This is a genomic window from Bradyrhizobium sp. CIR18, from assembly GCF_014198295.1.
GTDB lineage: Bacteria > Pseudomonadota > Alphaproteobacteria > Rhizobiales > Xanthobacteraceae > Bradyrhizobium.
Map to the genome: position 1 here is coordinate 798509 of NZ_JACIHF010000002.1, position 23779 is coordinate 822287.

General features: G+C 64.2%; 17 protein-coding genes. 8 read left to right on the forward strand and 9 right to left on the reverse strand.

Going from position 1 to position 23779, the window contains the following annotated elements:
- Positions 1-3: 3 nt before the first annotated feature.
- From GGD65_RS12315 to GGD65_RS12340, 6 genes are all read right to left on the reverse strand, one after another.
- Positions 4-843 carry an ABC transporter ATP-binding protein gene (locus GGD65_RS12315; protein WP_018317431.1) on the reverse strand — a complete coding sequence of 280 codons (840 nt, stop codon included), beginning with the start codon at positions 841-843 and terminating at the stop codon, positions 4-6.
- A 142-nt stretch (positions 844-985) separates the two neighbouring features.
- Positions 986-2269: an ABC transporter substrate-binding protein gene (locus tag GGD65_RS12320; RefSeq protein ID WP_018317430.1), complete on the reverse strand. Its 1284-nt coding sequence runs from the start codon at positions 2267-2269 to the stop codon at positions 986-988.
- Between the two features lie 44 nt (positions 2270-2313).
- On the reverse strand, positions 2314-3387 hold the full coding sequence (locus GGD65_RS12325) for a branched-chain amino acid ABC transporter permease (protein WP_018317429.1): 1074 nt from the start codon (positions 3385-3387) through the stop codon (positions 2314-2316).
- A 3-nt stretch (positions 3388-3390) separates the two neighbouring features.
- Positions 3391-4284 (reverse strand): branched-chain amino acid ABC transporter permease, encoded by an 894-nt coding sequence (locus GGD65_RS12330; protein ID WP_018317428.1) that lies wholly within the window; start codon positions 4282-4284, stop codon positions 3391-3393.
- Positions 4285-4402: 118 nt separating this feature from the next.
- Complete coding sequence (locus GGD65_RS12335) at positions 4403-6334, reverse strand: long-chain fatty acid--CoA ligase (RefSeq protein ID WP_018317427.1); 1932 nt, start codon at positions 6332-6334, stop codon at positions 4403-4405.
- Positions 6331-7152: an ABC transporter ATP-binding protein gene (locus tag GGD65_RS12340; RefSeq protein WP_104463664.1), complete on the reverse strand. Its 822-nt coding sequence runs from the start codon at positions 7150-7152 to the stop codon at positions 6331-6333. The genes GGD65_RS12335 and GGD65_RS12340 overlap by 4 nt, the downstream gene beginning before the upstream one ends.
- Positions 7153-7489: 337 nt before the next feature.
- Between GGD65_RS12340 and GGD65_RS12345 the strand changes: the two genes are divergently transcribed.
- Positions 7490-8164: a Crp/Fnr family transcriptional regulator gene (locus tag GGD65_RS12345; protein ID WP_038949013.1), complete on the forward strand. Its 675-nt coding sequence runs from the start codon at positions 7490-7492 to the stop codon at positions 8162-8164.
- Between the two features lie 6 nt (positions 8165-8170).
- Here GGD65_RS12345 and GGD65_RS12350 read toward each other — a convergent pair whose 3' ends face one another.
- On the reverse strand, positions 8171-9433 hold the full coding sequence (locus GGD65_RS12350; protein ID WP_183235426.1) for an MFS transporter: 1263 nt from the start codon (positions 9431-9433) through the stop codon (positions 8171-8173).
- Positions 9434-9805: 372 nt separating this feature from the next.
- Between GGD65_RS12350 and GGD65_RS12355 the strand changes: the two genes are divergently transcribed.
- The 4 genes from GGD65_RS12355 (at position 9806) to GGD65_RS12370 (ending at position 18714) form a co-directional block, all read left to right on the forward strand.
- Positions 9806-12940, forward strand: a complete 3135-nt coding sequence (locus tag GGD65_RS12355) for a CHAT domain-containing tetratricopeptide repeat protein (protein WP_183235427.1) — start codon at positions 9806-9808, stop codon at positions 12938-12940.
- A 171-nt stretch (positions 12941-13111) separates the two neighbouring features.
- Positions 13112-16429: an adenylate/guanylate cyclase domain-containing protein gene (locus tag GGD65_RS12360; protein WP_183235428.1), complete on the forward strand. Its 3318-nt coding sequence runs from the start codon at positions 13112-13114 to the stop codon at positions 16427-16429.
- Between the two features lie 21 nt (positions 16430-16450).
- Entirely contained in the window at positions 16451-17131 is a 681-nt protein-coding gene (locus GGD65_RS12365; protein WP_018317421.1) for a redoxin domain-containing protein, read from the forward strand.
- Positions 17132-17268: 137 nt separating this feature from the next.
- Complete coding sequence (locus GGD65_RS12370; RefSeq protein WP_183235429.1) at positions 17269-18714, forward strand: adenylate/guanylate cyclase domain-containing protein; 1446 nt, start codon at positions 17269-17271, stop codon at positions 18712-18714.
- A gap of 5 nt (positions 18715-18719) precedes the next feature.
- Here GGD65_RS12370 and GGD65_RS12375 read toward each other — a convergent pair whose 3' ends face one another.
- On the reverse strand, positions 18720-19559 hold the full coding sequence (locus GGD65_RS12375) for a uroporphyrinogen-III synthase (protein ID WP_183235430.1): 840 nt from the start codon (positions 19557-19559) through the stop codon (positions 18720-18722).
- A 175-nt stretch (positions 19560-19734) separates the two neighbouring features.
- On the opposite strand from GGD65_RS12375, the gene purU reads away from it, so the two are divergent.
- Positions 19735-20598 (forward strand): formyltetrahydrofolate deformylase, encoded by an 864-nt coding sequence (gene purU / locus GGD65_RS12380; protein ID WP_183235431.1) that lies wholly within the window; start codon positions 19735-19737, stop codon positions 20596-20598.
- A 75-nt stretch (positions 20599-20673) separates the two neighbouring features.
- Here the strand turns inward: purU and GGD65_RS12385 are convergent, their stop codons facing one another.
- On the reverse strand, positions 20674-20967 hold the full coding sequence (locus GGD65_RS12385) for a hypothetical protein (RefSeq protein ID WP_183235432.1): 294 nt from the start codon (positions 20965-20967) through the stop codon (positions 20674-20676).
- Positions 20968-21541: 574 nt separating this feature from the next.
- On the opposite strand from GGD65_RS12385, the gene GGD65_RS12390 reads away from it, so the two are divergent.
- Together GGD65_RS12390 and GGD65_RS12395 are read left to right on the forward strand one after the other, a co-directional pair.
- Positions 21542-22720: an ABC transporter substrate-binding protein gene (locus GGD65_RS12390; RefSeq protein WP_018317416.1), complete on the forward strand. Its 1179-nt coding sequence runs from the start codon at positions 21542-21544 to the stop codon at positions 22718-22720.
- A 181-nt stretch (positions 22721-22901) separates the two neighbouring features.
- Complete coding sequence (locus GGD65_RS12395) at positions 22902-23771, forward strand: branched-chain amino acid ABC transporter permease (protein ID WP_018317415.1); 870 nt, start codon at positions 22902-22904, stop codon at positions 23769-23771.
- Positions 23772-23779 lie beyond the last annotated feature (8 nt).

Sequence of the window (23779 nt, forward strand, 5' to 3'; positions counted from 1 at the left end):
AGTTCAGAGCCAGCGCTTGCGCCGCTTGAAGCTCTTGAGGTTCTTGAAGCTCTTGCGCTGGTCGCCGGCCCCGCCGAGGTAGAATTCCTTGACGTCCTCGTTGTCGCGCAATTCGTCCGCGGTGCCGTCGAGCACGACCTTGCCCTGCTCCATGATGTAGCCGTGGCTCGCCACCGACAGCGCGGCGCGTGCGTTCTGCTCGACCAGGAGGATGGTGACGCCGAGATCGCGGTTGATCTTCTGGATGATGGAGAACACCTCTTTCACCAGCAGCGGCGACAGGCCCATCGACGGCTCGTCCATCAGGATCATCTTCGGGCGCGCCATCAGCGCGCGGCCGATCGCGAGCATCTGCTGCTCGCCGCCGGAGAGATAGCCGGCAAGGCCGGTGCGTTCCTTCAGGCGCGGGAAATAGTTGAACACCATGTCGAGATCGGCATCGACCTCGCGGTCCCTGCGGGTGAAGGCGCCGAGCTTGAGGTTCTCCAGCGAGGTCATGTCGGCGACGATGCGCCGGCCCTCCATCACCTGGAAGATGCCGCGGCGGACGATCTTGTCGGGGTCGATGCCGTTGATCCGCTCGTTCTCGAACACGATTTCGCCGCGTGTGACCTCGCCGTCCTCGGTCTTGAGCAGTCCCGAGATCGCCTTCAGCGTCGTCGATTTGCCGGCGCCGTTGGCGCCCAGCAGCGCCACGATCGCGCCCTTGGGTACGTCGAGGCTGAGGCCGCGCAACACCAGGATGACGTCGTCATAGACGACCTCGATGTTGCGCACGGCGAGGAGGGCGGCGGCGGGCACTGCTGTGGGAGTGGTGCGAGTGGCTTCTGCAATCTGACTCATGCTTCAAAACTCCGCTGTCGTCGCCCGGCTTGACCGGGCGACCCAGTATTCCAGAGACGCCTGACGTTCCCCGAGAGGCCGCGGCGTACTGGATCCCCGCCTTCGCGGGGGATGACAGTTGTGTGCAGGGAAACAGCGTGCCTCACCAGCCCAGCAATTCCGGCTTGCGCGGCAGCTCGACGGTCTTGACCTTCTCGAGCTTGATCGTGCCCTTGGCCATGAGGTCGTTGAGGTCGCCGTCGGTCGCGCCCGAGACCTTGGTGCGATAGAGATCGACCTTCAGCGTGCCGCGATGGTCCTTGTCGGTCCAGGTCGAGGGATTGCAGACGCCTTCCATGCCGGCCGGCACCCAATCCTTCTTCTGGTAGAAGCCCTTGGCGACGTTGTCTCCGGTGGCGCCGCCGTTCTTGGCAGCCCAGTCGATCGCTTCCTTCATGTACAGCGCCGAGCAGACCGCCGCGACGTAGTGCACGGGACGGTAGACCTTGCCGCTGGCGTCGGACATCTTCGAGATCTCCATCAGCGTCTTCATGCCGGGCGCATCGCCGCCCCAGCTCACCGCGGTGCGCAAGGGGAAGATCACGCCGTTGGCGGCGTCTCCGGCCGTCTTGGCGGCGTTCTCGTCCATGCCCCAGACATTGCCCATGAACTGGATCTCGACGCCGGCAGTCTTGCAGGCCTTCATCACCGAGATGTTGGAGGCGGCGGTGTTGCCGAGATACGCGTAGTTGGCGCCCGAGGATTTCAGGCTCAGGCACTGGGCGCTGTAGTCGCCCGGCGCGAGCGCGAACACCAGCGGCGGCAGCACCTCGAAGCCGAGCTCCTGCGCCATCGCTTCACCGGCGGCCTTCGGCGCGTTCGGATAGGGATGGTTGGCGCCCATGTGCACGAATTTCGGCTTGCCGGACTTGCCCTTGGCCTTCCAGTCCTCGGCCGCCCACATCAGCATCGCGCGCAGCGAGTCCGAATAGCTAGGGCCATAGAAGAAATTGTAGGGCGCGGGCTTGGCCTTGCCGCTGACGCCCTCGGGGTCGGTGAGGGCGGCGGCATAGGAGCCTGACATGTCGGGAATCTTGTCCTGGGCGAGGAAGCCGGTCAGCGCCTCGGTGTCGGCGGTGCCCCAACCCATGATCGCGGCGACCTTGCTGTCCGGCGCCGACCACTTCTTGTAGAGCGCGATCGCGCGCGGCACCTGGTAGCCGTAGTCGTTGGTGTCGACGTTGATCTGCTTGCCGCCGACGCCGCCGTTCTTGTTGACCCAGGCGAAGGTGTCGGCGACGGCCTGGCCATAGGGCGTGCCGACGTCGGAGGTGCCGCCGGAATAGTCGGCAAGGTGCCCGATCGCGATCTGCGCCTGTGCGCCGGCCGAGAATGCGGCGATCGCGACGGCGAGCGATGCGGTGCTCAAAAAGGATTTCATCGTCATGGGTCGGTTCCTCCTGTTTATTGTTTAAGTGAAGTTGCCCGCGCTCAATGCGAGAACGGGTAGAGTTTCCAATACGCCTTGATCTGCCGCCAGCGATGCGCGAGGCCGTCGGGTTCGAACATCAGGAAGGCGATGATGATCACCCCGATCGCGATCTCGCGCAGGAAGGTGATGTTGGTGTTGAGCGATAGCGCCTTGTCGATCGCGCCGCCCTTCAAATAATGGCTGATGAACTCCATCCCTTCGGGCAGCAGCACCACGAAGGCGGTGCCCATCAGCGTGCCCATGATCGAGCCGGTACCGCCGATGATGATCATGGCCAGGAACAGGATCGAGCGCTCGATACCGAAACCTTCCTGCGACACCACGAGCTGGTAGTGCGCATAGAGCGCGCCGGCGATGCCGGCGAAGAAGGCGGCGAGCCCGAACGACAGCGTACGGTATTTGGTGAGGTTGATGCCCATGATCTCGGCCGAGAGATAATGGTCGCGGATTGCCACCAGCGCACGGCCGTCGCGGGTGCGCATCAGGTTGGTGACGAGGATGTAGCTGAGCAGCACATAGGCCAGCACGACGTAGAAATACTGTTTGTCGCCGCGCAGTGTGTAGCCGAAGATCGAGAACGGGTTGGCGCTCGCCGGCACCGAGCCGCCGGTGAACCATTCGGCGCGGGAGAAGAAGTCGAGCAGGATATACTGCGCGGCCAGCGTCGCGATGACGAGATAGAGCCCCTTCAGCCGCGCCGCAGGGATGCCGAAGATCAAGCCGACCAGCGCGGTGACGACGCCGGCGAGCGGGATCGCGAAGAACACCGGGATCGGCGCGTTGTTGGAGATGTAAGCCGAGGTGAAAGCGCCGAGCAGGAAGAAGGCAGCATGCCCGATCGAGATCTGGCCGGTGAAGCCGACCAGGATGTTCAGCCCGAGCGCCGCGATCGAGAAGATGCCGATCTGGATCAGGATGCTGAGCCAGTATCCGCTGAAGAATTGCGGCGCGAGGCACAGCAACAGCACGCCTGCGATGGCGAAGTTGCGGCTGGTCGTGGTCGGGAAGATCGTGGTGTCGGCCGCATAAGAGGTGCGGAAATCACCAGCAGGAATGAGGGCAGGGCCGGCCATGGGTCAGATCCGCTCGATGTCGTGGGTGCCGAACAGCCCGTAGGGCTTGATCATCAGCACGATGATGAGGACGTAGAACGGCGCGATCTCGTAGAGATTGCCCCAGTGCAGGTACTCGCTGTCGACATATTGTGCGACGTTCTCGAGCAGGCCGATGATGATGCCGCCGAGTACGGCGCCGCCGACGGAGTCGAGCCCGCCGAGGATCGCCGCCGGAAACACCTTGATGCCGTAGGCGGCAAGGCCCGAGGACACGCCGTTCACGACCGCAACGACGACGCCCGCGACCGCCGACACCGTCGCCGAGATCGCCCAGGCCATCGCGAACACGCTTTTCACGGAAATGCCGAGCGATTGCGCGACCTGCTGGTTGAACGCGGTGGCGCGCATCGCAAGGCCGTATTTGGAGGCGCGGAAGAACCAGGCCATGCCGATCATCATGGCGACGGAGACCACCAGGCTCATGACATAGACAGTCTGGATCTGTAAGCCCAGCAAGCTGACCGACTGGCTCTCGAACACGCGCGGGAACGGCTGCGGATTGACGCCGAACATCCATTTCAGCGTTGCCTGGAGCACGGTGGAGAGGCCGATCGTCACCATGATCACGGAAATGATGGGCTCGCCGATCATCGGCCGCAGGATCAGCACCTGGACCGCGATGCCGAACACGAACATGAACACCAGCGTCATCGGCATGCCGATCCAGAACGGCACCTGATATTTGGCAAGCAGCGCCCAGCACACCCAGGCGCCGACCAGCAGCAATTCACCTTGCGCGAAGTTGACGACCTGCGTCGCCTTGTAGATCAGCACGAACGACATCGCGACCACGCCATAGAGCGTGCCGACCACGAGACCGTTGACCAGGAGCTGGATGAGGAAGGCGGTGTTCATGTCGGTTGACCCAGCTCGTCATTGCCGGGCTTGACCCGGCAATCCATCGATGCGGAAGGAAGATTGTTCGGAAGAGGATGGATGCGCGGGTCAAGCCCGCGCATGACGACCATTTGTTTCACTCCGCAGCCTCCGCCATGTGCCCGTGCCCGCCGAGGTCCACCACGCGCAGTGTCGTCCGCACGCGCTGGGTGGTGCCGTCCTGGAAGCGGATCACGGTGTCGACGGGGATGTCGGCATCGCCGCGGTAGATGGCATCGATGATGCCCTCGTATTTCTCGTTGATGACGCTGCGGCGCACCTTTCTTGTGCGGGTGAGCTCGCCGTCGTCGGCGTCGAGCTCCTTGTAGAGCAGCAGGAAGCGCGAGATGCGCTGCGCCGGCGGCAGCGTGGCGTTGACGGTCTCAACCTCCTTCTGCAGCAGCGTATAGACCTCCGGCCGCGAGGCGAGATCGCTGTAGGTCGTGAAGGAGAGGCGGTTCTTCTCCGCCCATTTCGAGATGATGGAGTAGCGGATGCAGATCATCGCCGCGAGCGCATCGCGGCCGGCTCCAAGCACCACGGCTTCGGCGATGTAGGGCGAGAACTTCAGCTTGTTCTCGATGAACTGCGGCGAGAAGCGCTCGCCGCGCGAGGTCTCGGCGAGATCCTTGATGCGGTCGATGACGACGAGCTGCTGGTTCGCGTTGAAATAGCCGGCGTCGCCCGACAACATCCAGCCGTCCTTGATGTCGGCGACGCTTGCCTCCGGATTCTTGTAGTAGCCGAGAAACATGTTGGGATGCCGCACCACGATCTCGCCGACGCCGTGGACGTCGGCATTGTCGATGCGGATCTCGACCTGGTCGGACATAGGAACGCCCGTGGTGTCGGGATCGACCTTGCCCTCGGGATGCAGCGTATAGGCCCCCAGCAGCTCGGTCTGGCCGTACAGCGTGCGCAGCGGCACGCCCATGGCCTGAAAGAACTTGAAGGTCTCGGGCCCGAGCGCCGCGCCGCCGGTGGCAGCTGAGCGCAGCCGGGTGAAACCGAGGCGGTCGCGCAGCGCCCGGAACAGGATCGCGTCGGCAAGGCCCGAGCGCTTGCCGTGTTCGAGCGCGGCGAGGCCACTCTTCATGCCGACGTCGAACAGGCGCTGCTTGAGAGGCGTCGCGTCCATCACCTTGGCGCGGACGTCGGCGGCGATCGATTCCCAGACCCTGGGGGCAAAGAGCACGAATGTCGGCGCGATCTCGCGCAGATCGTTCATCATCGTGTCGGGCTCTTCGACGAAGTTGATCTTCATCCGGCAGAGCAGGCCTTTGCCGAGCACGTAGACCTGCTCCATGATCCACGGCAGCGGCAGCACCGAGACGTATTCGTCGTCCGGGCCCTTGGGATCGAAGGCAAGATAGGTCGCGCAGTGGCCGAGCACGCGGCCGGCGGCGAGCATCGCGAGCTTGGGATGGGACGTGGTGCCCGACGTCGTGCAGAGGATCGCGACGTCCTCGCCCTTGGTGGCATCGACCAGTCTGTCGTAGAGCTCCGGCTCACGCGCGGCACGTGCCCGGCCGAGCTCGGCAAACCTCTCCGCCGACATCAGCCTGGGGTCGTCATATTTCCGCATCCCGCGCGGATCGGAATAGATGATGTGCTTCAGCTTCGGCGCGCGGTCGGCGAGGGTAAGCAGCTTGTCGACCTGCTCCTCATCCTCGGCGAAGACAAGCTGCGCCTCGCCATAGTTGAGCAGATAGGAGGCTTCCTCGTCCAGCACGTCGCGATAAAGTCCGAGGCTGAGGCCGCCGATGGCGTGCGTCGCCACTTCCGCCGCCACCCAATCCGGCCGGTTATCGCCGATGATGCCGATGACGTCGCCGCGGCCAAGGCCCATTTCGAGAAGGCCGAGCGCAAAATCGCGGACGCGGGTCTGGTAGTCGCTCCAGGTGAACAGCCGCCAGAGCCCGAGATCCTTCTCGCGGAGCGCGATTTCGTTGCCATGCTCCTTCGCGTTGAGCCGGAGCATCTTCGGATAGGTGTCGGCCTGTGCGACGCGGCCTGCGTAATCCATCATGCCGCGCTCTCCTGCGCGGGTGCAGCGTCATCCGGATCGACCAGCACCTCGTCTTCTTCACCAAGATAGGCGCGTCTGACGTGGGGATCGGCGAGCACCGTCGCCGGATCGCCTTCGGCGATCTTCTTGCCGAAATCCAGCACCATGACGCGGTGGGAGATGTCCATCACCACGCCCATGTCGTGCTCGATCATCACCACCGTCATCCCGAATTCCTCGTTGAGATCGACGATGTAGCGGGCCATGTCCTCCTTCTCCTCGAAGTTCATGCCGGCCATCGGCTCGTCGAGGAGAATGAGACGCGGCTCCAGCGCCATGGCGCGGGCGAGCTCCACGCGCTTGCGCAGGCCGTAGGAGAGGGTGCCGGCGGTGGCCTTCCGCACCGACTGGAGGTCAAGGAAGTCGATGATCTCCTCGACCTTGCGGCGGTGCTCGAGCTCCTCCTTGCGCGCGCCGGTGAGCCAGTACAGCGAACCCGTGAGGAAATTGTTCTTCAGCAGGTGATGGCGCCCGACCATGATGTTGTCGAGCACGCTCATGTGGTGGAACAGCGCCAGATTCTGGAAGGTGCGGCCGATGCCGAGCGAGGCGCGGGCGTTCGGCGTCAGGGCGGTGATGTCGCGGCCCTGGTAGAACAGCTGGCCTTCGGTTGGCTTGTAGCGGCCGGAAATACAGTTCACGATCGAGGTCTTGCCGGCGCCGTTAGGGCCGATGATCGAGAACAGCTCGCCCTCCCTGATGGAGAAGCCGACGTCGGTCAGCGCCCGGACGCCGCCGAATCGCAGGGACACGTCGCGCACTTCAAGACTTGTAGCCACCAAACGAAACCCTCCCGGTGATGGCGCTTTTTAGTGGCGCTCTTCGTCCGTTCCTGCCCAGCGATCCTAGTACGGCGGTGCCGGTGAGGCCATGCAGCAGATGGTCTCGACCGGAGCCGCGCCACTCTCGTTCCCGTCAGGGATCAAAAGCCGCATCGTCCGAGGTGGTCCTCAATAGGGGAAAGCGCTATTTTGAAATGTCTCGCGGCTGACAATTCTGCGACAAAGTTTGCCGGGCGGCGGCGGCCTTCATCTTTCGTCGGATGGCGGTTGGAATCATCATGCTGCAATGCAGCAGAAGACGGAGTGACGAAACGGTGCGGCTGGCCGCGAGATCATGATTTCAGAAGATCAACTGAAGCGCGTCGCCGCTTGGTCGCGCGAGCTCACGCAGGCGGAGATCGAGGTCGCGCGCGCCGGAATCACGGAGCGGTCCTACGGCACCGGCGAGACCGTGTTCATGCGCGGTGATATTTTTGCCTATTGGGCCGGCATGGTGGGCGGCCTTGCCCGCATGGGCGGGGTCTCCAGGGACGGCAAGGAGACCAGCCTCGCCGGGCTGACGGCGGGGGCCTGGTTCGGCGAGGGCAGTGTGCTCAAGAACGAGCCGCGCCGCTATGACGTGGTCGCGCTGCGCGACAGCCGCGTCGCGCTGATGGAACGCAGCGCCTTCATGTGGCTGTTCGAGAACAGCGTCGGCTTCAACCGCTTTCTGGTGCGCCAGCTCAACGAACGGCTCGGCCAGTTCATCGGCATGCTCGAGGTCAACCGCACCCTGGATGCCACCGCGCGCCTCGCCCGCAGCATCGCCTCACTGTTCAATCCGATCCTCTATCCGGAATCGACCGCTCATCTGGAGATCACCCAGGAGGAGATCGGTGCGCTCTCCGGCATGTCCCGCCAGAACGCCAACCGCGCGCTGAACCGGCTGGAGAAGGAGGGACTGCTGCGGCTCGAATATGGCGGCGTCACCATCCTCGATATCGAGCGGCTGCGCGGGTATGGCGATTAGGCGCGGTCATCGCGCATTCGCGGGCGCATGCACCGGCCAGAGGTCGGCGCGCCAGCGGATCGCGATCGCCAGCATCGCGATGAAGCCGGCGGCGGCATAGAGCGAACCCGTCGCGGAATAACCGATGACGTCGATCAGGCTGCCGGCCGCGAGCAATCCGATCGGCAGGCCGTAGATCACCATCATGCGCACGCCCATCACGCGGCCGCGAAGGTGTGCGCTTGCGGTGCGCATCAGGATCACGGCCGCCGAGATCATGGACATGCTCTGGGCGATGCCGGCGAGCACGAGGCAGGCCATCGCCACCGGCATGGTCCTGATTTCGACGAATACCAGCAGCATGGCGTACCAGGCCAGCGTCGCGCCGATCAGAAGCCGGGCAATGCGCAGTCCGCCGACCAGGCTGAGCGTGATGGAGCCGATCAGCGAGCCGACGGCGAAGCTCGCCGAGAGGTAGCCGAGGCCGGTCTGGTCGGTATGAAAGATCTCTCGGGCGATGTAGGGCAGCAATCCGCCGGTGAACGGAAATGCGGTGAGATTGGCCAGGAAGGCGACGCACAGCGCCGCACGCATTCCCGGGCCACTCCAGGCGTAGACGATCCCTTCCTTCAGATCGCCGAGCAGCCGCGAAACGGCATGGCTATTCGCCGGAAGATCGCTGGTGATGACGGTCCTCTTGGGCCGGGTCAGACACAGCATGAGAAGCGCTGCCACGAAGTAAAGACAGGCGATCGCCACGTAGACGAGGCCAATGCCGAGGACGGCGAACAGCCCAGCGCCCGTCAACGCTCCGGCGATGCGCGCGCTGTCCTGGGTCGTGCGCGCAACGCTGATCGCGCCCACCAGCTGCTCGGCCGGCATGATCTCGGCGAGCAGCGCGCCGCGGACGCCCAGATCCGAGGGACGAATCAGGCCCATGACCGCGACGATGATCATGACGCTCAGCGGCGACAGATGACCGGTCAGCGCCAGAACCATGATGGTCGACGAGAGCACCGTATAGGCAAGACGCATCGCGACCAGCAGATCGCGATGGCCCATGCGGTCGCCGATCATGCCGAACACCGGCGCGACCAAGGTCCCGACGAACTGGAGCGAGGCAAGCACGGTCAGCAGCAGCACCGAGCCGGTCTCGACCAGGATGTACCAGCCCAGCACCAGCGTCTCGACCTCGAAAGCCCAGGAGGTGAGCAGGTCGGACGGCCATTGGAAGCGATAGTTGCGGATGCGGAATGGCGCGAGCGCCGACGCCCGCGTGGCTGCGCTCAAGACGCGATGACGCCTGTCACGGCGAATCCCTTGCCTTGTTGTTTCTTCTTTCGGATCAGCAACGTAACGTTGGCGACGCGCGTGTCAATCGGACCCGCCGCATGCTGCCATGCATGGCTGCATCAGCACGGCCCGCGGGCGCGTGACCGTCCGTACGAATGTCGTCCCCTGGTTTCGGCGATCGGTTCGTGCTGGGACGCAGGAGGCGGTCATAGTGTCTTCATCTTGCTGTGGCCCAACAGGTCGCGGGCGCGGGGGGATCGGAGCGATCGCAGCATGTGGATAGGGTGGCCGAGGTTTGCCGCGCAGTCTTTTTGTTTTGTACTTCTCGTAAGCGTCATGGTCTCGCCGGTGCAGGCGGGGTCGCAAGACATGTTGGCGCTGATGCAGCGCATTACGGCGCTGGCGAAGGAGGGCCGCTATGGCGAGGCGGTCGGCTTTGCCAGGAAGCTCGTCGTTGAGGCCGAGAAAAGCACGGGGCGACAATCGCCCCTGACCGCGACCACGCTCGTCGTGCTGGGTCAGGCCCTCCAGACGAAAGGCGAGACCGCTGAGGCCGAAAGCGTGCTGAGGCGGGCCCTCGTCATTCGCGAGAAGAGCCTTGGTCCCAATCATCCCGATGTCGCAGCCGTGCTCGCTACGCTGGGCCAGATCGAGCTCGGCCAGAACCGGCTCGGCGATGCCGAACGCGACATGTCGCGCGCGATCGCCATCGACGAGAACGTGCTGGGCCCTGACCATCTCACCACGGCGCTGGCGCGGATGCAGCTCGGCAATCTCCGTCACCGCCAGTTGAAGGAGACCGAGGCGCTCGATCTGTTCAACCGTGCGCTCGTGGTGTTCAGGAAATCTCCGGGACAGGCTGACATCATGATCCCGGTGACCTTGAACAACATCGCGGAGGTCAATCGGGCGCAAGGGCGGTTGCAGCAGGCCGAAGCGAGTTTTGCCGAAGCGCTTGTGCTTCAGGAGAAGCAGCATGGCCCGGACAGCATCTATCTGACGGCGACGCTCAACAATCTCGGCGAGCTCCGGCGGGCCCAGGGACGGCTCCCGGAGGCAGAGCAATTGGCCCGGCGGACTTTGGCCATCAGGGAGAAGGCGCTCGGACCTGATCATCCCGATGTCGCCGCGAGCCTCAACAATCTGGCCCTGGTGTTCTCGCGCGAGGGCCGGGACGCCGAGGCCGAGGGGCTGCTGACCCGCGCGCTCGCGATTCAGGAGAAGGCCGTCGGGATAGCGCATCCGAATGTGGCGACGGCATTGAACAACCTTGCGGAGGCCTGGGCCCATCTCAATCGCAAACAGGAGGCGGAGCAGCTGTTCCGCAAGTCGCTGGCGATCCGCGAGAAGGCGCTCGGTCCGGCGCATCTGGATGTCGCGATCGCGCTCGACAATCTGGTGACGCTGATGAGCGAGGCCGATCGTTACGCCGAGGCCGAACCGTTCGCGCGCCGGTCGCTTGCGATACGCGAGGCTGCGGTCGGGCATTCTCACCCGCTGGTCGCCAACAGTCTCAACAATCTGGCCGTCATTCTGGACAGCACCGGCCGGCCGCAGGAGGCCGAGCCGCTGCTGAAGCGCGCGCTGGATATCCGCCTTCGCGCTCTCGGCGAGCAGCATCCGGATGTTGCCAACAGCTTCGCCAATCTCGGCGCCCATCATATCGATTCGAAGGATTGGCAGCAGGCCCGCGACGCCTTCGCGCGCGCGGTCGCGATCCAGAACGGCCGCCGCGCCGCCGAGCAGGAGAGCCGCGGCGATGTGAAGGTCCATGACGAGACCAATCCCTATCCCGGACTGATCGTAGCCGCCTATAATCTCGCGAGCGCCAATGCGGGGCAGGCCGGCGCGTTGCGATCGCAGGCGTTCGAGGCGGCGCAATGGATCGGTGACGAGCAGGCTGCGCGGGCAATCGCCGGCATGTCGGCCCGCATCGCCGATGGCAGCGGGGATCTCGCCGCGCGCGTCCGCGAGCGGCAGGATCTCGCCGCGCAAGCTGTTGCGACCGACAAGATGCTCGTGGCGGCGATCTCGCAGGCGGATGCTGCGCGCAACCCGGCGGCGGAGCAGGCGCTTCGTGCCAGAGCCTCAACCATCGCAGGTCAAATCCGGGAATTGGATCGCACGATCGCTGGGCAGTTTCCGGACTACGCAGCGCTCGTCACCAAGGCGCCGATTGCAATCGAGGATGCCCAGAAGCAGCTTCGTCCCAACGAGGCGATGTTGCTGTTCACGACGACGTCGCGCGCCACCTTCGTCTGGACCGTGACGCGCTCGGACGTGCGCTGGCATTCGGCGGATCTCGGCGAAAAGCACCTCGATGAGGCCGTCGGCGCCTTGCGCTGCGGTCTGGATACGGATGCATGGCTGGACAAGGCATCCACATGTCCGCAGAAGCTCGGCCGCAAGACCCCGCTTGGGGCAGACGAGCCATTGCCGTTCGACCAGGAGCGCGCCTTTGCGCTCTACCAGGCGCTGCTCGGGCCTGTCGCGCGCGACATCGACGGCAGGGAGCTGATCCTGGTGCCGTCAGGCCCGCTTGCGACGCTGCCCTTTCAGGTCTTGCTGACAGAGAAACCGGCTGCCGGCCAGGACCTCGCGAAGGCGCCCTGGCTGGTCAAGCGATTTGCCACCACAGTGCTGCCATCAGTCTCCAGCCTCAAGGCATTGCGGCAGGTCGCACGCAAGAGCGCGGCGCCGAAACCATTTCTCGGCGTCGGCAATCCCGTGCTCGACGGCGATGGCCGCAGCGATGTCGCGATGGCGCGTGCCAAGCTGGCGCGCCAGATCCAGACCTGCGCCGCCCTCCCGACGCAGGCGACCCAGGTCGCACAACGGAGCTTGCGCGCCGTGGACGCGCTGTCGGGCGGCACGGCAGACATCGTCCAGCTCAGGCGGCAGATGCCGCTGCCGGAAACTGCGCTCGAACTTTGCGCGGTGGCCAGCACCTTTGTGCCCGTCAAAGGCGACGTCGTCCTCGCTGGCGACGCCTCCGAGACCAGGATGAAGGCGCTCGGCCAAAGCGGCGATCTCGCGAAATACCGCATCCTGCATTTTGCGACCCATGGCGCGCTTGCGGGGCAGGTGCGTGGATCGATCGAGCCCGGACTGATCCTCAGCCCGCCAGCGGCGCCGACGCCCACCGATGACGGCTATCTCTCGTCGTCGGAGATATCCGGCCTCAAGCTCGATGCCGATTGGGTGATCCTGTCGGCCTGCAACACCGCCGGAGGGCAGGCCGCCAATTCGGAGGCCTTCTCCGGTCTTGCGCGGGCGTTCTTCTATGCGGGCACGCGCGCGCTGCTGGTGTCGCACTGGGCGGTGAACTCCGACGCCGCGGTCGCCATCACCACCGGTACGATCGACGCGATGAAGACGCATCCCGACATTGGCCGCGCCGAGGCGCTGCGTCGTTCGCTCTCGGCACTGATCACCAAGGGCGGCGACAGCGCGCAGCCCGCAACTTGGGCGCCCTTCGTGCTGGTGGGGGCGGGCGCCATGTAGCCGACCAGCGCGCCGGCGCGCGCTGAACCGGGATGAGCGAAGCCGCGCGCGCGGCCGTTAACCAACCACCGCTTGCTCTTCCTGCACGACGAGCCCATGCTTGCCAGGTTGCTGGGCCCATCGGACAGGCCCAGTAGACCGCGTCATCGCGGCTTCCGCGGGGTCTTGACCATGAACTGCTCTTGCTGCGGTTCCGAGGTTCAGAGCGGCTTTGCTTTCTGCCCGAAGTGCGGCACGAAGCAGCCGAACGCGTGCCCCGGCTGCGGCTATGCTTGCGCTCCGGATTTCGCGTATTGCCCGAAATGCGGTGCCCTCGTCAGTGAGGCTCCCAAAGCCGGGGGACAGGCGCAGCCGAGCCGGCCGACAGCGCCGGTCAGAGCGTCGTCACCGCCGCTGGCGCCGGCGGTCGACGCTCACCAGGCTTTTCGACCGCAGCCGGGCAGGTTGGACAACGAAGCCAACCGCCGCACCATTACCGTGCTGTTTGCCGATCTCAGCGGCTTCACCGCGATGAGCGAGCGCCTCGACCCCGAGGTCATGCAGATGCTTCAGAACGAATTGTTCGAGGAGCTGACGGAAGCGGTGCAAGGCTTTGGCGGCTTCGTGGACAAATTCATCGGCGATGCGCTGCTGGCGCTGTTCGGCGCGCCAGCAGCGCACGAGGACGATCCGGAGCGGGCGGTCCGCGCTGCACTCGACATGATCAAGCGGACGGAGCAGCTCAGCGAGCGTGCGAAGGTCTATGCCGGCGCCCCGCTGCAGCTCCACATCGGCATCAATACCGGGCACGTGGTTGCGGGCGGACTGGGTGTCGGCGCTGCCAAGTCCTATTCGGTAACCGGCGACACGGTGAATACCGCGCAGCGATTGCAGTCGATGGCGCCGCCGGACGAAGTGCTGGTCGGGCCGTTGACGCACCGCCTGACGCGGCATGCGTTCTCGTATGAATCGCTCGGAGAGGTCTCGCTCAAGGGCAAGATGGGCAGTGTCCTGGTCCATCGTCTCAAGGGACCGCTCGACATGCCGCGTGCGGCGCGAGGCCTCGACACGCTGGGCCTCAGTGCGCCGCTGATCGGCCGCGACGCCGAGCTTGCCCGCATGATCGGCAGCCTCGATCGCGCGTGTGGCGGTGCGGCGCAACTGGTGCGGCTGGTCGGCGAAGCGGGTATCGGCAAAACGCGCCTGGTGAACGAATTCGTCGCCCGCATCCGCGATGAGGAGCGCTTCGCAGGTGTGGCGATCCGGCAGGCCGCCTGCTCGCCACTCGGCGAACAATCCTACGGCACGCTCGCCGCGGTCCTGCGCAGCGCCTATGGCATCGCGCAGAAGGCCAGCGCCGCGGCGGCTGAGGCCAGGCTGGCTGAGGCGCTGTCGGAGCTTGGCCTTGCGGCCGAAGAGGCAGAGCGGCTGATGCCGCTCTATGTGCATGTTCTTGGCCTCGGCGGCCCCGACGCCGCATTGCAGCACGTCGAGCCGGAACAGCTTCGGCGGCAGATCTTTTTTGCGATCCGGACCGTTTTCGAACGGCGCCTGGCCTTGTCACCGCTTCTGATCATCGTCGAGGATCTGCATTGGGCCGACGCCGTCTCCCTTGAGGCGCTCCGGTTCCTGATGGATCGGCTGGAGCGCACGCGGTTGATGCTAATGTTTACGCATCGGCCAATGCTGGAGCTGGATCAGTTCGGTTCGGGTCGGATCAGCCACACGACCCTTCGATTGCTTCCGCTCGGTGACGCCGACGGACAGAACTTGCTGGCGGCTTATTTCAGTCACGGTTGGCGTGAGCCGCCGGGAAATCTGTTCAGTCGAATCCTGGAGCGCGCGAGCGGCAATCCGCTTTTCCTCGAGGAAATCATCCGCGGTCTCATCGAGGCCGGCGCCTTGGAGCGTGACGGCTCGCAGTGGCGGATAAAGTCGGATGAGGCCGCCGCCGACATCCCGGCAAGCATTCAGGCGCTGTTGCTGGCGCGGCTGGACCGGCTGCCGCATGAGGTGCGCCGGCTGGCCCAGGAGGCCGCGGTGATCGGCCCGCGCTTCGATGCTGCTCTGCTCGGTGCGACGGCAACCGCGCCGGCAAAGGTCGAAGTGGGCCTCGAACTTCTGTGCGACGCCGAGATTGTCGAGGAGGTTGCGGGCGCAAACTCGATCTCGCTGCGATCCTACCGTTTCACGCAGACCATGCTGCAGGACGTGATCTATCAAAACCTGCTGTTGCAGCGGCGGATCGAGCTCCATGGACGGATTGGTGCCGCGCTGGAGCGGCTCTATGGCAGCGAGCCCGAACGGCTCGAGGACCTCATCCTGCTCGGCCATCATTTCAGCCTGAGCGCGCACAAGTCGAAAGGCGCGTGCTATCTGCGCGCGGCCGGCGACCGCGCACGCGCGACCTATGCCAATGCCGATGCCATCCGTCTCTACCAGCAGGCCCTCGCCATGTTGTTGACCGGCGGCGAACGCGTGCCGGAGCGCCTGCTTCTGTACGAGCGGATCGCGGACCTCTGCGCCGCGGCGGGCCGCCGCAACACGGCCGAGGAGCACTACCAGAGCGCACTGGAGGGGCACCGCGCCGCGGAGGACCGCATTGGCGAAGCGCGAATCCTTCGCAAGCTTGGCAGGTTGTTGTGGGACGCCGGCAAGCGGATCAACGCAGAGAGGCATTACGCCGAGGCGGCTGACCTGCTTGGAGGGACCGATGCGCCGATCGAACGGGCGCACCTCTTGCAGGAGCGCGGCCGTCTCGCGTTTCGCATGGGCGATCACGTGGCCGCCGCGACATGGGCGGACGAGGCGCTTGGCTACGCCCGATCCGTCCCGGCGGACGCGGACGAGCAAGCCGGACTCGAGGCGGCGCGCGCCATTGCCGAGGCTCTCAATACCAAGGCGGTTGCACTGGCACGGCTTGGACGACACCAGGATGCGGTGCGCGAAGTGGAGCAAAGTGTCGCGGCAGCCGAAGCCGCTGGCCTTCTCAATGTGGCCTGCCGCGGCTACACCAATCTCAGCGTGCTCTACACGATCGTTGACCCGGCGCAGGCCATGGAGGTTTGCCGGCGCGGACTGGACGTCGCGCATCGTATTGGCGATCTCGGGTTCCAGGCGCGTCTTCTCGCCAATTTTGCCGTTGCCTGTTGCACCTTCACGGACAAATGCACCGACGAAGGTGTGCCGGCTGCCGAAAAGGCAATCGAGATCGACCGTGCGCTCGATCAGCGCGAGCATCTCCCCGTGCCCCTGATCGTGCTCGGGCAAATCCATCAATGCCATTTCCGGCCCGATCAGGCCGCCCGCTGCTACAATGAGGCCATCAAGGTCGCGAGCGAAACCGGCGAGCCGCAGCAGCTTTTTCCGTGCTATGATGGTCTTGCGACGCTGAACCTTGATCGCGGCGACATGCCCGAGGCCGAGCGGTATTTCGCGCTGGCCGATGACGTCTGCACCAAGCACGGGCTTGATCCCGCCGGACTGATTGTACTGCCATTTCTTGACTAGGTCATGTGAAGGAGTTCAACCATGTCAGAACGTCATGTCGATGGACCGCTGCAACCGGGTGATCGCGCACCGAACATCGTGCTGGACGCCATCACCCGCGAAGGGAAGATCGCGCTCGAGGATTTTCGCGGGCAAAGTCCGATATTGGTCGGCCTGTTTCGAGGCCTGCACTGCCCGTTCTGCCGCCGCCATATCGCGGCCCAGGCGCAGCTTGACGCGGCACTGCGCGACAAGGGCGTCGAAAGTCTGACGGTCGTCAATACGCCGATCGAGCGTGCTCGGCTCTACTTCCGTTATCACCCGTTGCCCAATCTGCTTGCCGCGTCCGATCCCGAGCGGATCTCGCACCGCGCGTTCGGCCTGCCCAATCTGGAATTCACCGAGAAGGAAACCGAGTGGCCGCGCAAGGTGGGCATGGATGTGGTCATGAGCATGCAAGTGGACATTCCCGGAGAATTGCCCGGGCCGATGAATCGTTTGGCGGCCGCCGAGCAGCTCAACAACAAGGATGGCTACGAGATGATGGAGGCCGATCAGCGCATGGCGGCAACCGGCCAGGGTCAGCTATTCGGCCAGTTCCTGCTCGATCGGGAAGGGGTCGTGCGCTGGGCCTTTACAGAAGTTCCGGAAGGCGGCCAGCGCATGTTCGGGATGCCGAGCCCGGGTGAGTTGATGTCGGCAGCCTCGCAGGTGGCGGGCTAGGCATCGTCGCGCGGTTGGCGTGGTGCCCCTGACCGCAGCAGGCACGAGCCGGTGCGCGCGAGGTGCTGCCGCCATTTTCCCGACCACGCCTGCGCATGACGAACGATTGATCCGAGCGCACTTAATCCGAGCGCACAATGACCGACATTCAGGAAAGGCTCCTCGAAAGCAAGATGACCGAGATCGAGCGGGCCCGATCCTGGAGTCCCCGCGTGATCTCCAAGTTCGAAACGCTCATCAGGAGCGGTGACGATCTATCGCTCTACCGCGTCAATCCGCTGGCATTCGCGCGCGACCGCGCCATTGCAGAGCCGGAAAGTACTGACCTGTTTCTCTATGCGACGAGAAGCGGGCTATTCGAGATGAGCTGGGACGTTGTTTGTCCCCAATCCGGCATGGTGCTCGATAGCTTCGGCGCTTTGCGCACGCTCAAGACGCACTATGTTTGTGGTTTGTGCGACGTCACTGGTGAAACCGATCTCGACGACTTCATAGAGGTCACGTTTACGGTATCGCCCCAGCTTCGGCGGCTTCCGTTTCATGATCCTGCCTCCCTCTCGGTCGAGGATTTCCATTGGAAGCTTCGATTTCTGAATGACGCGCGGATACCTGGCCAACAAATCCGATTTCTCGACTATTTGCATGCGTTCGTTCGCGGCCTTTCGTTCTTGCCGCCAGGCTCCGCCACGACCATTCGTTGCGAACTCGGTCTCGGCGCGCTGGCGGGGGTCAATATCCAAACCCAGGCTGCGTTCGCCGTCGCGGTGGCCGGCGAGCCGACAACCTCGCCGACAATCCTGCGAGTTGGATACGATGGGCAGCGCTTTTCCCCCTCGCTGGCCGCCGTGCCGCCCGGCCCCGTCATTGTCGAGGCGGAGAACCGCGGATCTACGCGAGGCTCCCTGCTCCTGATCAACTGGCCGCCTGAGGTTCTAGCTCAAGCGATCAAGCCGCCGCTTGATTTCGATCCCTACATGTCCGGCGGGATGTTGCTCGCGAGACAGACGTTTCGCCGCCTGTTCCGGTCAGAACGCGTGGACGAAAAGGAGGGCCTGGGTATTCGGCAGGTGACCCTGCTGTTCACGGATCTCAAAGGTTCGACCGCCATGTACGAACGGCTCGGCGATCTCAATGCCTATGCGCTGGTCCGCGAACATTTTGCTTTGCTCGGTGCGACCGTTCAGGAACATTCCGGGGCCATCGTCAAGACGATCGGCGATGCGGTCATGGCGGTCTTCTCCCGCCCGACGGACGCGATTTCGGCGGCGCTCCACATACTGGGGGAAATCGAGCGCTACAATTCAGACCACGGCGATCCGAGCATCATCCTGAAGATTGGAGCCCATTGCGGCCCCTCCATCGCCGTGACCCTGAACGACAATCTGGATTATTTCGGCCAGACCGTAAATGTTGCCGCGCGTGTCCAGTCGCTGGCGGACGCGGGCGAGATTTGTATCTCGGAGGCGCTGTATTCGGCGCCGGGAGTGAGCGATCTCCTTTCCGGGCATGCAATCGCAGTGTTTGAAGCTCCTCTTCGCGGCGTTGAAGGAAATGCCAGCGTGTATCGTGTCGTGCCCGGGTAGGACCCTTACGTCCCTTGCCGGGGCAGTTTCTCCGCGAGCGCGACTGCCATCGCCGAGATCAGCGGCCGCATGAAATAGGCGTCTTCCGCGGGCGAGACGTCCGTCCGCAGTCCATGCGCAGCAAGCTCGCCCGAAACCGCCGGGCCCACCGACGCAATCAGCGTCCGGTCGAAGCCGGCGCGCAGCTTCGCCTCGCTGCCATGCGCCTTCGCGGCCTCGATCAGGCGGCGGACCTGGCCGAGATTGGTGAGCGCGACGGCATCGATCCGCCCCGCGGCCATGTCGTCGATGGCGGTGACGATGTTGGCATCCGCTGCCTTGGAATCGTAGGCATAGGGCAGCACGGCATCGACCTCGGCGCCTTGCGCGGCAAGGGCGCCGATCAGCGCGCCATGGTCCTTGTCGGGATAGAGCTGAAGGCCAAGGCGCCGGCCCTTCAGGTCGAGCTTGCCCAGCATCTCGATCACGCCCTCGGTGGTCGGCTTCTCCGTGGTCTGCTGCGGTTCGAGACCGACCTCGCGCAACGCCTTGCCGGGCTTCGGGCCGCGAGTGAATTTTCGCGATCCGGCGAGGGCCGCGACAAACGCGCGGTCGAGCCCACGCGCCCGCGCCAGCTTCATGATCCGCCGAAGGCCTTCGCCGGTCATCAGCACAAGGTCGTCAAGGGGCCTGTCGATGGCGCGGCGGATCCAGGCCTCGACCGGAGCAGGGTCCGGTGCATCCTGGATGGTAAACATCGGGCATTGCACGACCTCGGCGCCTTGCTCGGCCAGAAGCTTCGAGAACTGGGCCTCCTCGCGCGTTTCCAGGATCAGGATGCGGTAGCCGTTCAAGCGCTCGGCCATGGGCGTACTCCGGTTAGTCAAAGCAATCGTCCGTTCATCCTGACTCCGCGCTTCAGGTCGAAGCAAGTCTTGGGATTGGCGCAGGGGGACGTCGGTGATAGAGCAGGGCGCAAATCGCGGGTCGTTCCGCATCATTTGCCCAAACCTTCATCAAGAGCCAAGCCTGTTCATCAACATGCCCGATCATCAATATGTCCTGACCCTGTCCTGTCCGGATCGTCCCGGCATCGTCTCGGCCGTGTCGACGTTCCTCGCCCACAACGGACAGAACATTCTCGATGCTCAGCAGTTCGACGACATCGAGACCAAGAAGTTCTTCATGCGCGTGGTGTTCACCGCGGCCGATCTCGCCGTGGAACTGTCGGCGCTGCAGACCGGCTTTGCCGCGATCGCCGAGCGTTTCGGCATGGACTGGCAGATGCGCGACCGGGCTGCGCATCGCAAGGTGATGCTGCTGGTGTCGAAGTCGGACCACTGCCTGGTCGACATCCTCTATCGCTGGCGCACCGGCGAACTGCCGATGACGCTTGCTGCCATCGTCTCCAACCACCCACGCGAGGTCTATGGTGGGCTCGATTTCGGCGGCATCCCGTTCCACCATCTGCCCGTGACCAAGGAGACCAAGCGCGAGCAGGAGGCACAGATCCTCGACCTCGTCGCCAAGACCAAGACCGATCTCGTCGTGCTCGCCCGGTACATGCAGATCCTGTCGGATGATCTGTCGGCGCACCTTTCGGGGCGCTGCATCAACATCCACCACTCGTTCCTGCCGGGCTTCAAGGGCGCCAAGCCCTATCACCAGGCCCATGAGCGCGGCGTCAAGCTGATCGGGGCTACCGCGCATTACGTCACGCGCGACCTCGACGAGGGCCCGATCATCGACCAGGACGTCGAGCGCATCAGCCATCGCGACACGCCGGAGGATCTGGTCCGCAAGGGCCGTGACATCGAGCGCCGCGTGCTGGCCCGCGCGATCCGCTACCATCTCGACGACCGCGTCATCCTCAACGGCCGCAAGACCGTGGTGTTCGTGGATTAGCGAATAGGGAGTGGCGAATAGCGAGTGGAAGCGGGAGAGCGCCTTATTCGCGATTCCTTATTCGCCATTGCTTCCTTAACGCACCGCGCTGCCCGACGTCGCCCCCGTCGCGCCCTTCTGCGCCTGCTCTTCCTTCTCGCGATCCGCCGCCGGCAACAGCCGCTTGCGTTCGCGCTCCTTCATGTAGGCATCGTATTGCGGCGTGCCCGCTCGCGGCGGGGCGTCGGCCGGCAGCCCGCCGGCCCATTGCGGGACGTAGTCGCCCATGCCGGCGGAGAGTCTTTCGTTGACGGTGCCGCAGCCTGCAAGGTTGGCAGCCAGCAAGGCAACGACGGCAGCGATTGAAGGCAAACGGAAACGCATGAGCATCTTCTGGGTCGAGCTGGACCGGGCGCGGATGGCGGGACGCCCGATGGCGCCAGCGGCGCACTCTAGTCCTCAACAAGTAAAATTGGCTTATTCGGCGGCGAATTTGTTTGTATACATTAAGGTAAGATAATACGCTGTTTTTGGCATTGATCGCCTTTGCCAAGGTGATACGGTATACAATCCGTATTCACGTTTAAGGGGGAGGGACTGGGAATTCGATCCGGTGATGCCCGGCAAATGTTCGAATTCTGCAAAGCAGAGGCGGATTTCTCCAACCACGTCGCCGCCGGGCGTTCTTAGAGTGCAGCATCGGCCCCGGAGGGGCCGGCCAGCGCAGCGAAAGGCTTTCTTGTTGACATCGCCATTTTATTTGTACAATCGTACAAATGTCTCCCCGCCGTCGATCCGATCGCGCGGCTTGCGCCGAATGGTCGCCCAACGTCCGATTGACAACGGGGTTGCAGAGGACGCCATGTGGCCGTGCGGCATGGCTTGTCCGTAGGTTAGAGCGCGGCAAGGACCGGGTACTCGGTCTGGCGCACAACAGGTCAGGAATGAAGGGGAGGGACATCGGATGTTCGTACGCAGAATTTTTTCACGCACCGTCGCAGCAGCCGCTATCGCGGGCGTTGCAGGCCTTACGCCTGCCAAGGCCGAGGACAGCGTCAAGGTCGGCCTGATCCTGCCGATGACCGGCGGCCAGGCCTCGACCGGCAAGCAGATCGAGAACGCGATCAAGCTCTACATGCAGCAGAAGGGTGACACCGTCGCTGGCAAGAAGATCGAGATCATCCTCAAGGACGACGCGGCGATCCCGGACAAGACCAAGACTGCCGCGCAGGAGCTGATCGTCAACGACAAGGTCAATTTCATCGCCGGCTTCGGCGTGACCCCGGCTGCGCTCGCGGCCGCGCCGCTAGCGACGCAGGCCAAGATCCCGGAAGTCGTGATGGCGGCCGGCACCTCCATCATCACCGAGCGCTCGCCCTATATCGTGCGTACCAGCTTCACGCTGGCGCAGTCCTCGACCATCATCGGCGACTGGGCGGTGAAGAACGGCATCAAGAAGGTGGCGACGCTGACCTCGGACTACGCGCCGGGCAATGACGCGCTGAACTTCTTCAAGCAGAACTTTACAGCCGGCGGCGGCGAGGTGGTCGAAGAGGTCAAGACGCCGCTGCAAAACCCCGACTTCGCGCCGTTCCTGCAGCGCATGAAGGACGCCAAGCCCGACGCGATCTTCGTGTTCGTGCCGGCCGGCCAGGGCGGCAACTTCATGAAGCAATATGCCGAGCGCGGCCTCGACAAGGCCGGCATCAAGGTGATCGGGCCGGGCGACGTCACCGACGACGACCTGCTCAACAACATGGGCGATGCGGTGCTCGGCACGGTTACCGCGCATCTCTACTCCGCGGCGCACCCCTCGCAGATGAACAAGGATTTCGTCGCAGCCTACAAGAAGGCGTTCGGCAATCGTCCGGGCTTCATGGCGGTGAGCGGCTATGACGGCATCCACCTGATTTACGAGGCGCTCAAGAAGACGAATGGCGACACCGACGGCACCAAGCTGGTCGAGGCCATGAAGGGCCAGAAGTGGGAGAGCCCGCGCGGTCCGATCTCGATCGACCCCGAGACCCGCGACATCGTGCAGAACATCTACATCCGCAAGGTCGAGAAGGTCGACGGCGAGCTCTACAATGTCGAGTTCGCGACCTTCGAAGCCGTCAAGGATCTCGGCAAGACCAAGAAGTGACCCGCGAAAGCGGGGCATCTCGGGGCGCGCATTAGCGCGAACCCGGGATCTCACACCCCTTGCTCCGCGTCATGCCCGGGTTTGTTCCGGGCATCCACGCGAAGCCAGGAAAACAAAGTCCGGACAAGAACGTGGATGGCCGGGACAAGCCCGGCCATGACGATAACTCTAAGCTGAGACGATGACCTCTATCCTCACCAACCTGTTCGATGGCGTCGCCTACGGCATGCTGCTGTTCGTGCTCGCGTGCGGGCTCGCAGTCACGCTTGGATTGATGAACTTCGTCAATCTCGCCCATGGCGCCTTCGCCATGGCCGGCGGCTATATCTGCATGGTGCTGGTCAACCGGATGGGCTGGCCGTTCTTCGCAGCGCTCCCGCTCGCTTTCGTCTCCTCTGCCGCGATCGGCATCGCGCTCGAACGGACGCTGTACCGCCACCTCTATGCGCGCAGCCATCTCGATCAGGTGCTGTTCACCATCGGCCTGACCTTCATGTCGGTCGCCGCCGTCGATTACATCCAGGGGTCCTCGCGCGTCTTCATCAACCTGCCGGCGGCGCTTCAGGGGCAGTTCGACCTGTTCGGCGTCGGCATCGGCCGCTACCGGCTGATGATCATCGTGATCTGCGGCCTGCTCACCATCGCGCTCCAGATGGTGCTGGCAAAGACCCGCTTCGGCAGCCGCTTGCGCGCCGCCGTCGACGACCCCCGCGCCGCGAGCGGCCTCGGCATCAACGTGCCGCAGGTGTTCGCCTTCACCTTTGCCTTCGGTTGCGGGCTCGCCGGTCTCGGCGGCGCGCTGAGTGCCGAAATCCTCGGCCTCGATCCGTATTTCCCGTTGAAGTTCATGATCTACTTCCTGATCGTGGTCACCGTCGGCGGCTCGTCCTCGATCACCGGCCCGTTCCTGGCCTCGCTCCTGCTCGGCATCGGCGACGTCGCCGGCAAATATTACGTGCCGAAGATGGGCCCGTTCGTGATCTACACCATGATGATCGTAATCCTGATCTGGCGTCCGAACGGCCTGTTCGGACGCACGGCCGCGCGTTGAGTTCGCCG

Coding starts and splice junctions, on each gene's coding strand:
- GGD65_RS12335 (WP_018317427.1), bottom strand. CDS start 6,334: ATGATGGATTACGCAGGCCGCGTCGCACAGGCCGACACCTATCCGAAG.
- GGD65_RS12385 (WP_183235432.1), bottom strand. CDS start 20,967: ATGCTCATGCGTTTCCGTTTGCCTTCAATCGCTGCCGTCGTTGCCTTG.
- GGD65_RS12325 (WP_018317429.1), bottom strand. CDS start 3,387: ATGGCCGGCCCTGCCCTCATTCCTGCTGGTGATTTCCGCACCTCTTAT.
- GGD65_RS12315 (WP_018317431.1), bottom strand. CDS start 843: ATGAGTCAGATTGCAGAAGCCACTCGCACCACTCCCACAGCAGTGCCC.
- purU (WP_183235431.1), top strand. CDS start 19,735: ATGCCCGATCATCAATATGTCCTGACCCTGTCCTGTCCGGATCGTCCC.
- GGD65_RS12345 (WP_038949013.1), top strand. CDS start 7,490: ATGATTTCAGAAGATCAACTGAAGCGCGTCGCCGCTTGGTCGCGCGAG.
- GGD65_RS12355 (WP_183235427.1), top strand. CDS start 9,806: ATGTTGGCGCTGATGCAGCGCATTACGGCGCTGGCGAAGGAGGGCCGC.
- GGD65_RS12365 (WP_018317421.1), top strand. CDS start 16,451: ATGTCAGAACGTCATGTCGATGGACCGCTGCAACCGGGTGATCGCGCA.
- GGD65_RS12330 (WP_018317428.1), bottom strand. CDS start 4,284: ATGAACACCGCCTTCCTCATCCAGCTCCTGGTCAACGGTCTCGTGGTC.
- GGD65_RS12390 (WP_018317416.1), top strand. CDS start 21,542: ATGTTCGTACGCAGAATTTTTTCACGCACCGTCGCAGCAGCCGCTATC.
- GGD65_RS12395 (WP_018317415.1), top strand. CDS start 22,902: ATGACCTCTATCCTCACCAACCTGTTCGATGGCGTCGCCTACGGCATG.
- GGD65_RS12370 (WP_183235429.1), top strand. CDS start 17,269: ATGACCGACATTCAGGAAAGGCTCCTCGAAAGCAAGATGACCGAGATC.
- GGD65_RS12375 (WP_183235430.1), bottom strand. CDS start 19,559: ATGGCCGAGCGCTTGAACGGCTACCGCATCCTGATCCTGGAAACGCGC.
- GGD65_RS12320 (WP_018317430.1), bottom strand. CDS start 2,269: ATGACGATGAAATCCTTTTTGAGCACCGCATCGCTCGCCGTCGCGATC.
- GGD65_RS12360 (WP_183235428.1), top strand. CDS start 13,112: ATGAACTGCTCTTGCTGCGGTTCCGAGGTTCAGAGCGGCTTTGCTTTC.